The organism is Sphingobacterium bambusae (genome assembly GCF_033955345.1).
GTDB lineage: Bacteria > Bacteroidota > Bacteroidia > Sphingobacteriales > Sphingobacteriaceae > Sphingobacterium > Sphingobacterium bambusae.
Map to the genome: position 1 here is coordinate 1,233,244 of NZ_CP138332.1, position 13,966 is coordinate 1,247,209.

The 13,966-nt window shown below is 47.7% G+C and carries 10 protein-coding genes; 6 read left to right on the forward strand and 4 right to left on the reverse strand.

Annotation, left to right across the window (positions count from 1 at the left end):
• Window positions 1-39 precede the first annotated feature (39 nt).
• The 3 genes from SCB77_RS05300 to SCB77_RS05310 form a co-directional block, all read right to left on the reverse strand.
• Complete coding sequence (locus SCB77_RS05300) at window positions 40-612, reverse strand: Crp/Fnr family transcriptional regulator (protein ID WP_320185391.1); 573 nt, start codon at window positions 610-612, stop codon at window positions 40-42.
• A gap of 78 nt (window positions 613-690) precedes the next feature.
• Window positions 691-2,109, reverse strand: a complete 1,419-nt coding sequence (locus SCB77_RS05305) for a sugar MFS transporter (RefSeq protein WP_320185392.1) — start codon at window positions 2,107-2,109, stop codon at window positions 691-693.
• A gap of 380 nt (window positions 2,110-2,489) precedes the next feature.
• A complete protein-coding gene (locus tag SCB77_RS05310; RefSeq protein ID WP_320185393.1) occupies window positions 2,490-3,338 on the reverse strand; it encodes an SMP-30/gluconolactonase/LRE family protein in 849 nt (282 codons plus the stop codon).
• A gap of 275 nt (window positions 3,339-3,613) precedes the next feature.
• On the opposite strand from SCB77_RS05310, the gene SCB77_RS05315 reads away from it, so the two are divergent.
• From SCB77_RS05315 to SCB77_RS05335, 5 genes are all read left to right on the forward strand, one after another.
• Window positions 3,614-6,670: a SusC/RagA family TonB-linked outer membrane protein gene (locus tag SCB77_RS05315; RefSeq protein WP_320185394.1), complete on the forward strand. Its 3,057-nt coding sequence runs from the start codon at window positions 3,614-3,616 to the stop codon at window positions 6,668-6,670.
• Between the two features lie 10 nt (window positions 6,671-6,680).
• Entirely contained in the window at window positions 6,681-8,360 is a 1,680-nt protein-coding gene (locus tag SCB77_RS05320; RefSeq protein WP_320185395.1) for a SusD/RagB family nutrient-binding outer membrane lipoprotein, read from the forward strand.
• A 117-nt stretch (window positions 8,361-8,477) separates the two neighbouring features.
• Window positions 8,478-9,077, forward strand: a complete 600-nt coding sequence (locus tag SCB77_RS05325) for a DUF4202 domain-containing protein (protein ID WP_320185396.1) — start codon at window positions 8,478-8,480, stop codon at window positions 9,075-9,077.
• A 9-nt stretch (window positions 9,078-9,086) separates the two neighbouring features.
• Window positions 9,087-9,668 carry a Crp/Fnr family transcriptional regulator gene (locus tag SCB77_RS05330; RefSeq protein ID WP_320185397.1) on the forward strand — a complete coding sequence of 194 codons (582 nt, stop codon included), beginning with the start codon at window positions 9,087-9,089 and terminating at the stop codon, window positions 9,666-9,668.
• A 90-nt stretch (window positions 9,669-9,758) separates the two neighbouring features.
• Window positions 9,759-10,148 carry a RidA family protein gene (locus SCB77_RS05335; protein WP_320185398.1) on the forward strand — a complete coding sequence of 130 codons (390 nt, stop codon included), beginning with the start codon at window positions 9,759-9,761 and terminating at the stop codon, window positions 10,146-10,148.
• 96 nt (window positions 10,149-10,244) lie between these two features.
• Here the strand turns inward: SCB77_RS05335 and SCB77_RS05340 are convergent, their stop codons facing one another.
• Entirely contained in the window at window positions 10,245-12,629 is a 2,385-nt protein-coding gene (locus tag SCB77_RS05340; RefSeq protein ID WP_320185399.1) for a TonB-dependent siderophore receptor, read from the reverse strand.
• A 241-nt stretch (window positions 12,630-12,870) separates the two neighbouring features.
• Here SCB77_RS05340 and SCB77_RS05345 point away from each other — a divergent pair, with 241 nt between their 5' ends.
• Window positions 12,871-13,932, forward strand: a complete 1,062-nt coding sequence (locus tag SCB77_RS05345) for a hypothetical protein (protein WP_320185400.1) — start codon at window positions 12,871-12,873, stop codon at window positions 13,930-13,932.
• The last annotated feature ends 34 nt before the right edge of the window (window positions 13,933-13,966 follow it).

The following is a 13,966-nucleotide window of genomic DNA, read 5'->3' on the forward strand; positions in this document are numbered from 1 at the left end:
AAGCTATGGGCTAGCAGGCAGCAGAAAACGGACAAATGTCTAAAAAGAAATTTCACGCCGAACCCGGCTAAGATGCCGCGCACTGATCCCCAGATACGATGCAATATACTGCAGCGGAATATGTTGGATATAGTTGGGATGCTTATCCAGCAATTCTTGATAACGTTCCTTTGCCGACAGCCGCTGCAGGCCGAAAACGCGATGCTCCAATTCCAAAAACTGCTGCTCGGCGATGCTGCGCAAGAAACTAGCCCCTTCCAAATTTGTCGCTAACGATTGGTTGATATCCCGTTTCTTAATCAGCAGTACCTCTGCCGCTGTAATGGCCTGAATAGATTCAATACTAGGTCCGCCAGTAATAAAAGAGGAATAAGCTGCCGCAAAGTCATTCGGAAAACGGAAACAATAGGTCATGTCGGTACCGTCGGCTTGGGTATAAAAAGAGCGAAAGATACCTTTTTCGATAAATGCCACGGCTGTGCAGCGTTGCGTTTCCTGTACTAGAAATTCCCCTTTGACTAAATGCCTGCGTTCACAAAGTGACGTAATATCCTGCAGCTGCTGTGCCGTAAAAATATTGAAACTGCGCAAATAAGTGGTAAATTCCTGCATATAGAGACTTTTTCTTTTGAGCTGTGGATTAACAAAAAAAGATAGCTTTGCGGCTATCTTTTTTTGTTATTTTCTTTTTTAGTGACCTGATTTGGCCGATGCATCCATCTTTACCTGACTGAGCGTTCGCAAGCAATAGACCCCAAATATCAGGATGACCACGTAGCACAGAGCAGGCACTAAAAACGAATCCTGCACACCAATATTATCGGCCAAGTAGCCTTGAACAATCGGAACAATAGCCCCACCCAAAATCGCCATCACCACCAAGGAAGAACCTTGACTGGTATATTTACCAAGACCAGCGATAGACAAGGTGTAGATGTTTGAAAACATAATAGAGTTAAAGATACCTACGCCCAACACGCTGTACATTGCCCACACACCGGTGTTCAATATCGTGGATGCCAACAAGGCAACATTGATGGTGGCAAACACCACCAAGGTACGCGCTGGAGCCGATTTACCGATCATAAAAGCGATAAAGTTAAGCGCTATAAAACCGAGGAAGAAGGATATCTGCGAAAAGGTCAAACTCACCACACCGTAGATCACCAAGAACACCGCTAAGGCAGTAAGCGCCATATACAGCATCTTCTTGCCACTAGGCAATTCCTGATTCAAAGAGATCGCACCTAGGAAACGACCGATCATGGCTCCTCCCCAATAAAGCGCCAAATAGTTTTTGCTGACCGCTTCGTTGAAGCCCATTACTTCGGGAAGTTCCAAAAAGCTGATGATAAAGCTCCCTACAGCAACCTCGCCACCTACATAGCAAAACATAGTGCCTACACCATACAACAGATGCTTAAACTTAAGCGCTCCCCAACCTTTCACCGGCTCGGTGTCGTCCGTTTGGAAAGAAGGCAATTTAACACGCGAGATCATCAACGCCACCAACAAGAGGATCGCGCCAAAGATTAAATAAGGCAAGCGTGTGGCTACCGCGCTAAAGCTGCCATCCGGCGAGGAAAACAGTTCGAATATTAAGTGACCACCCAACACTGGCGCAATGGTTGTTCCGAAAGCGTTAAAAGCTTGGGTCATGTTTAAACGGCTGGAGGCCGATTCTTCAGGCCCCAGTAAAGAAACATAGGCATTGGCCGTGATTTGAAGCACCGTAAAACCGAGGCCCAAAACAAATAACGCACCCAAGAAAAGCGGATAGGACGAAAGGCTTGCTGCTGGATAGAACAGCACACAGCCGGCCGCTGCCAGAAAAATACCGAACAGAATCCCCTTCTTATACCCCACCTTGTTGATGGGATCTTCCACCATCGTGGAAAAAAGGAAGTAAATCAATGAACCGATGAAATATGCACCAAAGAAGCAAAATTGCACCAGCATGGATTCGAAGAACGTGAGGGAGAAAAGTTGCTTTAGGTAAGGTATCAAGATATCGTTCATACAGGTGATAAATCCCCACATGAAAAATAATGCCGTGATCGTGATTAATGGAATCAGATAGTTCTGCTTAGTCGTTGTTGTCGTTTGCATCGTTTTATAGCTATAATAATTGCCTCCTACTAACCTCACAGCAAGGTGCCTGACGCCATGCTCGGCGCATAAACACTGCTCATGCTAGCAAAAAAAGCATCTGTTTGTTTCGTTAACATACCATTATATCGAAGAGATCAAGCATATACCTATGCTTTCATACGGTTTAAACACTAGGCTTGACATGCTTTGCAATAGCTGCAAAGTAATTCCCTCATCGATTTCCTCCAGCAAAATAAAAAGCTAAAACCATTTAATTGCATGAAAGGAGCGATGCAATTGTACACCGAATTCAGCGAATTTCCAAATAGATAGCAAAAAACTTAGCACAAAAAGTAAGTGCACACTTTATATGCATAGGGAACGTTCGGCTCTTAGCGCTACCAATTTGGATAAATCTTAAAAATTTTTTCCGAGGCCGTAATAAAGAGATAGGCAGCATTTGCACCTCCAAAACAAACATTCGCCGTCCAGTCCGCCGGCACAGGAATGTGTCGAATTTCTTTTCCCTGGGCATTGTAAACAAAAACACCTTTCCCGGTTAGATATAGATTGCCCACACGATCCAAGGTCATCCCATCTGATCCTCGGGAACAGAATAAGCGTTTATTCAGCAGCTTTCCATCCGCATCAATATCATATACATAGGTGCGGTCGGCACCGATATCGGCTACAAAAAGCAACTTGCCATCGGCACTACCGACAATACCGTTGGGACGAACAAAGTCTGCATCGAGCTGCACGAGCTCGCCGTTATGCAGGCAGTATAGGGCTTGTGGAAGTGCCTGCCCGGGGCGGTTCCAATAGTCGCGCTCATAAAATGGATCGGTAAAATACATCCGCCCTGCAGGCGATATCCATACATCATTAGGGCCATTCAACATTTTCCCGCCAAAGTGCTGAAGGAGCGTATCCACCTGCTTCGTATCGGGATCAATACGCCACAACTCATTATGCTCATCGGCACAGGCTATAATATGTCCTTCCTCGTCCATATACAGTCCGTTGGATCGCCCAGCAGGTTGCATAAATAAGGTCAGGCTACCATCCGCACTATACCGCCAAATGCTATTGTTGGGCTGATCCGTGAAATAAATATTGCCTTCGGCATCTGCCGCGGGCCCTTCTGTGAAGGCAAACTGACAGGAAATTTCGATAAGCTCTCCCGCCTTTTGTGCGCTGCTTGACAGGCTTACTAAAAGTAGCATGATGAGGATGAGGTGTTTCATAACCCTAATGTAAACATTCGGCTTGGCAAATCCACTAGGATAAAAAAATGAAATGTTACAAAACAAAACTACCGTAAAATTGGTTTATTGGGACACATGTTTCTAAACAACTATTAAATAGAATGTTATAACACTGAATCGTATCCGTTGTCAATTTTAACATTTTTTTAACAAATCATGTTAATACATTGCGCGTCGTGCTAAATCGTAGAAGCACCAAAAATAGTTTACAACACACTATACTACATATCTATTAAGCATTGCTTTATTATTCTATGAGAGAACAACCACTAGCAAGATGTGCGCGCCTGTTCGGAACAGTTGTCGCACTTACCATTATGCTTATTGGGCAGGTTTTTGCTCAACAGCGTACCTTAACGGGAGTCGTGAAAGACGGCAGCTCCCTCCAGCCTATTGTTGGCGCAAGCGTTCGCGCTAGCCAAACAGCAAGCACCTCCACCAATGATCAGGGCGCATTCACCCTACAGGTAGCGCCGGGCACCAGCAACCTACAGATTAGCTTTGTGGGCTACGAATCCCAGCAGGTGCCGCTGGGCGACCGCGATACCCTTTCCATCTTCCTGGTCGCGGAAGACACCAAGCTAGACGAGGTGGTAGTCACGGCGCTAGGCATTAACCGCGAGCAGAAATCGTTGACCTACTCTACCCAGCAATTGAAAGGTGAGGAATTGACGCGCGCAAAAGGAACCAACCTGATCAATAATATCAATGGTAAGGTGGCAGGCGTTAACATTTCCTCTTCCTCCTCTGGTATTGGCGGATCGGCCAAAGTCGTATTACGGGGGAACAAGTCGGCTTCGGGAAGCAACCAAGTGCTTTACGTTATTGATGGGGTGCCCATCAACAACAATTCCTCTGGAGCGCAGCCCGGTAGCATTTTTGGTGGCGAACGCGACCCCGGTGATCCTATCGCCCTGATCAACCCAGATGATATCGAAAGCATGTCGGTACTAAAAGGAGCGTCTGCGGCAGCACTATATGGTAGCCAAGCGGCCAATGGCGTGATCTTGATCACGACGAAATCTGGAAAAGATGGCCGTACAAGTATAGACTTTTCTAGCAGTGCCCAAATCGAGACGCCAGCGGTATTACCCAAATTCCAAAACAATTATGGGCGAGGCATGGACGGTGAAAACAGTGCCTCCGTCAACAGTTGGGGAGCGCAAATGGCCAACCCCGGCTCGGATCAGGTAAACTCTTTCTTTCAAACAGGAACGAACTTTACCAATTCCATCAGCCTATCGCGCGGCAATGAACATCAACAGACCTATCTATCTTACGCCAATACATCGGCCAAAGGCCTACTACCGGAAAACAAGCTCAACAGACATAACATCAACCTGAAGCAAACGGCAAAATTTTTCGAAGATCGATTGACCCTAGAAGGTGCTGCGAACTACATACAGCAGGATCTGCAGAATTCGCCCCTAACGGGATTCTACTTTAACCCTATTGTTGGCCTCTATCTCTTTCCGCGCAGTCTAAACCTCAACGATTACAACACCTTTGAGACATTCGACGCGGCAAGTAATAAATACGTGCAAAACTGGCATTCCCTAGGCGATAGCGAAACTACCCAGCAAAACCCTTGGTGGATACAGAACAGAAATACCTCGACCTCCGACAAGTCTCGGCTGATTTTAAACGGAAGTGCCAAATTTAAGGTAAACAACTGGTTAAGCCTACAAGCACGTGGTAGCATGGACCGCACCACCGATGTATTCGAAAGAAAGATGTATGCCGGGACGCAAGCAGTCATCGCACAACAGAATGGTGCCTACAACTACTCCAACATTACGTTTACACAGAAGTATGCCGACTTTTTTGCCAACTTCAATAGCCAAATTACGGACAAACTTAAGTTCACCGGACTTGTAGGAAGCAGTATTACCGATTGGAATACCGAAGGCATGTCTTTTAACACGGGTGCTTCTGGCCTACGTATTGCCAATGTATTTGCCATGCAGAATACCACAACCCCCATCACGACCAATGAATCCAACAACAGAAGACAGCTACAGTCGGTATTTGGAAGTGCAAACTTTGACTATGATGGTTGGTTGTTCCTCGATTTATCGGCACGAAACGATTGGTCGAGTTCCTTGGCATTCACCGAAACACCTTCCTTCTTTTACCCATCGGTGGGGCTTAGCGCCAACATCCACGATAAGTTGAACCTCCCCGACTTCATCAACTTTATGAAAATTCGGGGATCTTGGGCCGAGGTAGGTAACGACCTGCCGGCTTACAAAACCAATTTGCTGAACTCTTTGGGCAACTTCGGAAATGTGAACATCAATACGGTGACATCCCTTGCAACGCTGAAACCAGAGATTACGCGTTCTATCGAGGCAGGTACCGAAATAAAAATGTTCAACAATAGGATTGGTGTAGACTTCACGTACTACAAGACAAATACGCGGAATCAGTATTTTGAAATTGCGGCCAGCGAGGCCAGCTTGTTTGGTACCTACGCCATCAACGCCGGAAATATCCAAAATGAAGGATTGGAGCTCTTGCTAAACTATGAGGCTGTACGTGGCGAGGATTTCAACTGGAGCACTGCCCTAAACTACTCGATGAACAAAAACACCATCATCTCCCTAGATGACCGTATACAGCAGTTCTCGATAACGGGCGAAAACCGCAGCAACTATGCTTCACGCTTTGAAGTTGGCGGTTCTTTCGGGGATATTTATGGCATAGACTTCCTGCGCGACGAGCAAGGACGTATCCGCTTTAGTGAAAACGGCGTGCCGTTGAAGGGCTCCGACTATGTGAAGATGGGCAATTCAAACCCACGCTGGCAAATGGGCTGGAGCAACACGCTGAACTATAAAAACCTAGGCCTATATTTCTTGATCGATGGTAAGTTTGACTACGATGTGCTCTCCATTACCGAGTCGGTTATGGATGGCTATGGCGTATCAGCACGAACTGGTGCAGCACGCGATGCCGGCATGGTGACTGTGAATGGCGTATCGCCATCCGGCGAAGCTGTTACTGCAGTAACACCACAAACATGGTACACCACCGTGGGTGGTATAGGCCCGGTGACGAGCAACTATATGTACAATGGATCGGCCATCCGCATGCGGGAGATTGCGCTATCTTACAACTTCAAGCTGGACAGCAAATTTGTCAAGGGCCTACGCGTTGCCGCGACGGGGCGCAACCTGTTTTTCTTGTACAAAGAAGCGCCATTCGATCCAGAGACATCCATGTCTACAGGCAATGGACTAAGCGGTGTGGATATCTTTATGATGCCTTCCAGCAGAAGCTATGGTCTTTCTTTAAATGTTAATTTTTAAGTTGTTTACCATGAATAATACGATCAAACGATATACCCGCCCCACGAAATACATGTTCCCCGTAGCACTAGCCCTAGCGCTGAGCGCCGGATTGAGCAGCTGTACCAAGAATTTCGAGGATCTCAATACAGATAACATCTCCGTCACGCCGGAAGACCTGTTGCCCAACGCCGAAAATCTGAAGCTATACTTTACCAATGCTCAGCGTGCCATCTTAAACTTTTCGGACGGTAGCGCCAACTCCTACCAGCTGCAGCAAAATTTAATGGCTGATGTGTATGGCGGATACCTGATGAGTGCAAACCCATTCAACAGTGGCCAGAACAACATGAACTATGCCTTGGTGAACGCTTGGAATACCGAGCCCTTTAAAGTGCTTTACCTCGACGTATTGGGCCCGATCAATCGCTTGGAGCAAACGAATCTGCGCGAAACCTACCCTGCCCTATGGGGATCGGTGCTGGCGGTAAAAGTACTGGCAACGAGCCGCGTTACCGATATCTACGGACCTATCCCTTATAGCATCGTTGGTAAGAACACCGACACCAACATCCCTTATGATGCGCAGGAAGCGGTGTATGAGCAACTCTTCGCCGAGCTGGACGAGGCACAGACGCTACTGGAAGCCTACGTCAATGGCACAAACCAAGAAGAACTGCCGCCAAATCTGGATGAAATAGACCTGATCTACAGCGGTAATGACAACACGGTTCGTTTCACCAAATGGCTTAAATTAGTGCAATCCTTACGTCTACGCTTGGCCATGCGCGTAGTGAAGGTGAACCCTAGCTTGGCGCAAGAGCAAGGCGCAAAAGCCCTTTCGAGCAACTACCTGCTGGAAAGCAATGCGGACAACGCCAAGGTACGCATTGATGAAGAAGCCGGCTTCTTCAATCCCTTGGAGTTTATCTCCAACAATTGGAGCGATATCAACATCAATGCTTCTTTGGAATCCTATCTATCGGGCTACCAAGATCCGCGTATCGGCAAATACATCGATAGAGCGACCGATACGGGCATCGATGGATACAAAGGTATCCGCGTTGGTGCCGTGGGACTGGTCAAAGAAACTTATTCCCGATATTCGACAATAAACTTTAAGGATGGCGCCGTCCCCTCCTTCAATCGGACCACGGCACCGCTGTTGATGACAGCCGCAGAAGTATATTTTCTACGTGCTGAAGCTGCACTGCGCGGCTGGGCCAATCCGGGAGGAACAGCCAAGAGCCTCTACGAAAGTGGTGTTGAAGCTTCCTTTGAGCAATGGGGTACCACGGGTGCCACGGCATATCTGCAAAACAATAGCAATACGCCGGCCGCCTACGTGGATCCGCACAATAGCCGAAACAATGCCGCCCAACCATCGACCATCACGGTACAATGGGACGAAGCGAGCAACCAAGAGCAGAAGCTAGAGCGTATTATCACGCAGAAATGGCTGGCGTTGTTTCCCGAAGGACAGGAAGCTTGGTCTGAGTACAGAAGAACGGGCTACCCGAAACTATTCCCCGTAGCACAAAACAACAGTGGCGGCTTGATCAATACGGATACACAGATCAGAAGGATTCCTTTTAGCCAAAACGAATACAACACCAACAATGCGGAGGTGCAAAAAGCCATCAGTCTACTGGGTGGTAGTGATAATGGTGGTACCCGACTGTGGTGGGACGTAGATCAAGGTAACTTCTAGATCGAAGTCAGCACGCTGTTAGCGGCATCAAGAAAACTACGCAAAGCCATGGATAATCCTTCGGATTTTCCATGGCTTTTTCATTTAAAAACCTTTATTTAGGGAAAAGAATAGATCATGAGCGAGAAACTGCAGCAGGCATTTGAACGATTTGACACCTACAATAAAAAAGATCCGAATAGCTTTCGTTGGCAGGGACAAGACTATCCACAGGAATATTTCTTGGCCTTAAAGCTGCACGAGTGGGTACAAAAATTGGACCCACAGGCTAGCGAACCACTGTTGTTGGCCTCGCGAAGCCAGCACATTGGCCGCTGGGAGAGTCCTAGAAAAGACTACCCGATGGACAGAAGCGGCTATTTGCTCTGGCGAAAAGAGCTTGCACAGCACCATGCCAACGTTGCCAGCACCATATTACAAGAGCTAGGCTATGACGAAGCGACCCTCATGGCTACCCAACAGATTATCCTGAAAAAGAAAATTAAAGTAGAGGCCGATGTGCAGACCATGGAAAACGCGCTATGCCTTGTTTTTCTAGAATTTCAGTATGCCGACTTCTTTCCGAAACACGAAGATAAAATTGTGGAGATCCTGCGAAAGTCACTCTTGAAAATGGATGCTCATGGTCATCAATTCGCTTTGCAACTGCCCTATTCTGAAGCTGGATTAGCCCATATACAGGCCGCTTTGGCACTACTCGCAGCCAAAGGCCAATAAAGCCCAACGATGAAAGCAGCGGCTAATACGATACTTCGCGAACATTTGGCAACAACGGGAAACCTATCCGAGCAGGAACTGGAGCAGGTGCTCGTCCGTTTTCAACAGCGACAATGCCGCAAAGGTGAAGCCCTTTTTCGCGAAGGCGAACGCGTAAAACATATTTTTTTCGTTGCCAAGGGTTTGCTCAAGCTTGTTTATCATGACGATGTCGCCAAGGAGCATATCCTATCCTTCGCGATGGAGCAGTGGTGGGAAACAGATTTCCAAGCCTTCTATGAGCAAACGCCTACTGCCCTTTCCCTACACTGCCTCGAAAACTGCCTGCTTTTTCAGCTTCCTTTGGAGGACTACCTCCTACTGTGCAAGGAGCTGCCTACATTCGAACGTTTTCTTTTCCAAAAATCCATTGCAGGCCACATTGCTTCGCAAAAACGCATACTATCCCTGCTCACCAACCAAGCCAAGGAACGCTATGAACTGCTGGTGAAGCAGTTTCCACAGCTAGTACAACGGCTCCCCAAAGGACAACTGGCGGCCTACCTCGGCGTGACGCGGGAAACGCTGAGCCGACTATATAGCAGCACGTAGTTGCAGCAGCCCCATTTTGTGCGGTATGTCACAGGTCTAGCGCTCCTCTTTTCCTCAACTTTGTTGGCAAGAAACAAATACAATAAAACAATGGAAAAAATAGCAAGCAGTCCTTGGACTTGGCAGGATGCCCGAAGTTATGTGCAAGCCGTGGAAGTGAAACAGGTGGAAAGCACGCTCTATTGCGCGGGACAGGCCGCCGTAGACGCCGACGGTATTTCCAGCAGAGCCGGTATGCGGGAGCAGCTGGAAATTGCGATCGCTAATGTAGAAAAAGTAATCGCGCACGCGGGTTTTGCCTGTGCGGGCATTGTGCGCCTAAACGTGTACACCGTTTCTGCGGCAGCGTTGATGGAAAACTTTGATGTGCTACAAGCATGGCTCAACAAGCATGGCATCCAACAGAGCACCTCCCTGATCGAAGTAAAAGGACTATTCGAAACTTTGCAAGTCGAATTGGAAGCAACGGTCGTTAAATAGCGGAAAAAGCCTGTAAAAAAGAGTTTCCTAGGATCTTGTGCCTACGCGTTCAAGATCCTAGGAAACCATGTATGCTGTCCAAAAAATAGCTAAAGCCTAGAATTTATAACCAAACGTCAAGCGGAAATTGCGTGGCATTTCGGCCTGCCAGGAGTATACTTCCGTTGGGAAGTAGTTCGTGTAATGCGATCCACCGGCCAACAAATAACTATCCGCAAGGTTTTGCACGTTCAACGTCACGGTGAAGTGGTCTTTATGGTACCCTAAACCCGCATCAAAACGGAGGTAGTCTGGCAGGTTCCACTCGGGGTGTTCATCCGAGTAGAAGGCCGTTGTACGATCCATATTGCTTGTCATCCCCGCACGGAAACTCAAGCCCTGCAAGAAGCCACGCTGCAGGTTATAATCCAACCAAAGGTTTGCGATATGCCTATCCGCACCGGTCAGGCGTTGACCAACATAAAAGCCTTCCACTTCCGCATTTACCTGCGTGATCTCAGCATCGGTAAAGGCATAGTTGGCCACTGCATTTAGCCCCGGCGCCAAACGACCAATAATATCTAGCTCGATACCGCGCACACGTTTCTGCCCAATTTCGATACTTTCGTTAGGACGAGGACCATAGGCCGTTACTTCGTTGTTCTTCGTGATCTGGTAAGCGCTCAAAGAGGTGCTCAAGCGGCTGCCAAACCACTCTCTTTTCAGTCCCAGTTCCATGATGTCACCCGTAAGGGGTTGCACCGCTCCACCCGAATACAGTGTTCCGTTTTGCGGAATAAAAGACTGGTCATACAGGGCATAGGCCGAGGTATGGCGGTCGATGGAGTATGAAAGCGCAACACGAGGGGTCACCTTTTTGCTGACAATGGGATCGCCGCCCCACGAAGCTTGTGACATAGAGGTGTAGCGTGCCGCTAGGGTCAAGCGCAGTTGGTTATCAAAAAAGCCGAGCTCATCCTGAATATAAGCTGAGGAGTAGTTGGACTCGATGACACCACCGCCCCCTGTTGCAGGAATTTTAATAGGTAGAGAGCGGTCAAAAGGCTGGTATGGGAAGTCGAAACCGTATACCGGATTGGTCGCATCAAATTCGCCTCCATCCAACGAGTCGAGCACAAAAGACTGGTTCCAATCGGCGTAGTAGTTCTTCTTTCCAAAGTCTAATCCGGCCAAGATACGATGTTTGACAGCACCGGTCTGCACATTGCCATTCACAAAAACCTGACCCAAGGTCATCCGGCTTGTGGCATCCCAAATATCCGACTTTCGCACCACACGACCGTCGGCAAGCACATCAGCTGGCCAGCTGCTGGCTCCCGTTTGGTCATAGGCAAAGTAAGCGCCCTGTGCCGTGATCTTCCAGTTGCTACTCAACTGATGATCGATGGTTAGGTATGCACTTTGATCGTTGACCTTCATCGGCTCTAGCCCTGGTGACGAAAAGGTGGTTTCGCGTGGAAGCGACTTGTATCCGAATGGCGAGAACACATATGCCGATCCCACATCCGACATTTGCGCCCGCTGATAGGTGTATTCAAAGGTAGCTTTGGTTTTGCTATCCAGTTGGTAGGACAATACAGGGGCAATGACCAAGCGCTTGTTTTCCTCGAAAGGACGGAACGAACCCTTGGTATCGCCCGCGATATTTAAGCGATACAACAACCTGTTGTCTTTCGAAAGCTTACCATCCAAATCTACCGTGGAGCGGTAACTTGAAAAGCTGCCCAAAGAAAAGGTAACCTCTCCTTTTTCGACGCCTGTAGGTTTCTTCGTCACGACGTTATATATCCCTGCAGGATCCCCGCTAGACATCATAAAGCCCGCTGGGCCTTTTACAATTTCCACGCGTTCCACAACCGACATATCCTCGGACAGAGGACTCCAGAAGGAAGAAACAACGTTCATCCCGTTGCGGAATGCTTGAATCTGCGAACCGCGCATATTCAGGTTGACATACATATCATTCCAATGCGTCATGCGGCTCACGCCACTTACGTTGCGCATCAGCCCATCGGCCATATTAAAGATCTGTTGCTTGGCCATCAAATCGGCATTGACGATCTGCACATTTTGCGGAAGCTCCACCAAGGGCGTCTGCACGCGAAGCGTTGGAGAAACTACCGTTTCTGCAATCGGCAAATAGCCATCCACGACGACCTCCTGCAGCACATGCTTATCCACGGCGAGGGTAAAATCAAATTGGCGCGTTTCGGCATCCTGCAGCAGCAACGTATCGCGCTGCGAACGCAGGCTGATATGATTCGTCGAAATAATGTAGCGTCCCGGTTTTAGGTTACGAAAGGTATAGGTTCCGGCTTGATCTACCTTGGTGCGCAAACTGTCGTTTAACACAACTGTCAAATCGCTGGCAAAATGGTTGTCGTTGGTACGAACAACGCCCCGAATAACTCCTGTCTGCGCATAGCCTCCTAGCGCAAATCCCAACAGAGGGACCAGCAAAGCTTTACTTTTTGTTTTCATCTGATTGTAAAAATCTCTTTACATAATAATTTAGACCAAATATAAATAAAGAAAAATCGATTCAAAATATTTTAACAAAAACAAATAGTTTTGAATGCGCAACGATGCTTGATGATGCAGGTCAACATCCTATAATAACATATTCAACTAAAAGTGAATATCTGTACAATGCATAGTATTTATTTGTAATTTTGGATCGAACAACAAACACAACCATACATTAATACTAACCCCAAAAATTATGCGCAAAGCGTTTAAAATCCTAGGCTATCTGCTCATCTTCCTGATCTCGGCTGTCGCCGCATTTGCCCTGTACATGAATTTCAGCAACGCTTCCTTTCGAGGAGACAGCGAGAAAGCTACAGTCACCTATCTCCGCGAAAATGTAGCCGATGTTTCGCAGGAAATCGATGGTAGCCTATTCGATAGTACATTTTTTTCATCAGACATCTTCCTGCTGGGAGAAATTCATGGCTTCGCCGAAAACCAGTCCCTAGATCGCAAAATGCTTACCTACCTGCATAAAAACCTGGGTGTGCGAAACTACATTTCGGAGATTGACAGTAATGCGGCTGGGCTTCTGAATCGTTTTCTACGCAAGCCCACGAAAGACCTCAGCCTACTGCAGGATGTGGTCGGGCATTTAAAACAGGTGATACCGCAACAAGCGGGACAGGAGTATGTCGAGAAGTGGTCGGCCTTATATGACTACAATCAGCCGCTGGCAGATTCCCTAAAGATAACAGTATGGGGCATAGACCGAGCCTTGGCCGATACGTCGAGATCCATATCGAGAGATTCCGTTATGCGGAATAATTTACTGGCTATAACGACAGACCCTGCATATAAAAATGAAAAGTTCTATGGTCTCTTCGGTTTCTTCCATGTACTGCAAACGGCGCCCAAGGGACACACGCGGCCACTGGCCCAGCGCTTGTTAAACAGTGGTCTGCAGGTGACCAGCATCGTGAGTTACATGCTGGAAAGTAATATGTACCTCCCAAAAGGACTGGGCATGCCTACACCGGACAATGAAAGTGTGGACCTGATGAACGCCGACGGCCCGATTATGGTGGTTGATGGTATAAGCGATCTGCAAGAGGCATCCGATAATTTTTCCACGCTGCTTTTCAAGCTGAATGCGCCCAACAGCCCATACCGTAGTTCCTTAAAACTTTCGCGGGTGAAATTCAATTTCTTCGGCGAGGATATGATCCCGGACACGACGATCGAAAGCACCGTACAATCTTTTCAGTATGTCTTTTTATCGAAGGGGTCTCCTGCTGTGCGTCCACTACGCTAAAAACCTACCGCCATACCAAGACGATGTTCCTGCT

Bases quoted from the DNA above. Each gene is read 5' to 3' on its own strand.
- SCB77_RS05325 (WP_320185396.1), top strand. From the start codon at position 8,478: ATGAGCGAGAAACTGCAGCAGGCATTTGAACGATTTGACACCTACAAT.
- SCB77_RS05310 (WP_320185393.1), bottom strand. From the start codon at position 3,338: ATGAAACACCTCATCCTCATCATGCTACTTTTAGTAAGCCTGTCAAGC.
- SCB77_RS05315 (WP_320185394.1), top strand. From the start codon at position 3,614: ATGAGAGAACAACCACTAGCAAGATGTGCGCGCCTGTTCGGAACAGTT.
- SCB77_RS05305 (WP_320185392.1), bottom strand. From the start codon at position 2,109: ATGCAAACGACAACAACGACTAAGCAGAACTATCTGATTCCATTAATC.
- SCB77_RS05335 (WP_320185398.1), top strand. From the start codon at position 9,759: ATGGAAAAAATAGCAAGCAGTCCTTGGACTTGGCAGGATGCCCGAAGT.
- SCB77_RS05340 (WP_320185399.1), bottom strand. From the start codon at position 12,629: ATGAAAACAAAAAGTAAAGCTTTGCTGGTCCCTCTGTTGGGATTTGCG.
- SCB77_RS05345 (WP_320185400.1), top strand. From the start codon at position 12,871: ATGCGCAAAGCGTTTAAAATCCTAGGCTATCTGCTCATCTTCCTGATC.
- SCB77_RS05330 (WP_320185397.1), top strand. From the start codon at position 9,087: ATGAAAGCAGCGGCTAATACGATACTTCGCGAACATTTGGCAACAACG.
- SCB77_RS05320 (WP_320185395.1), top strand. From the start codon at position 6,681: ATGAATAATACGATCAAACGATATACCCGCCCCACGAAATACATGTTC.
- SCB77_RS05300 (WP_320185391.1), bottom strand. From the start codon at position 612: ATGCAGGAATTTACCACTTATTTGCGCAGTTTCAATATTTTTACGGCA.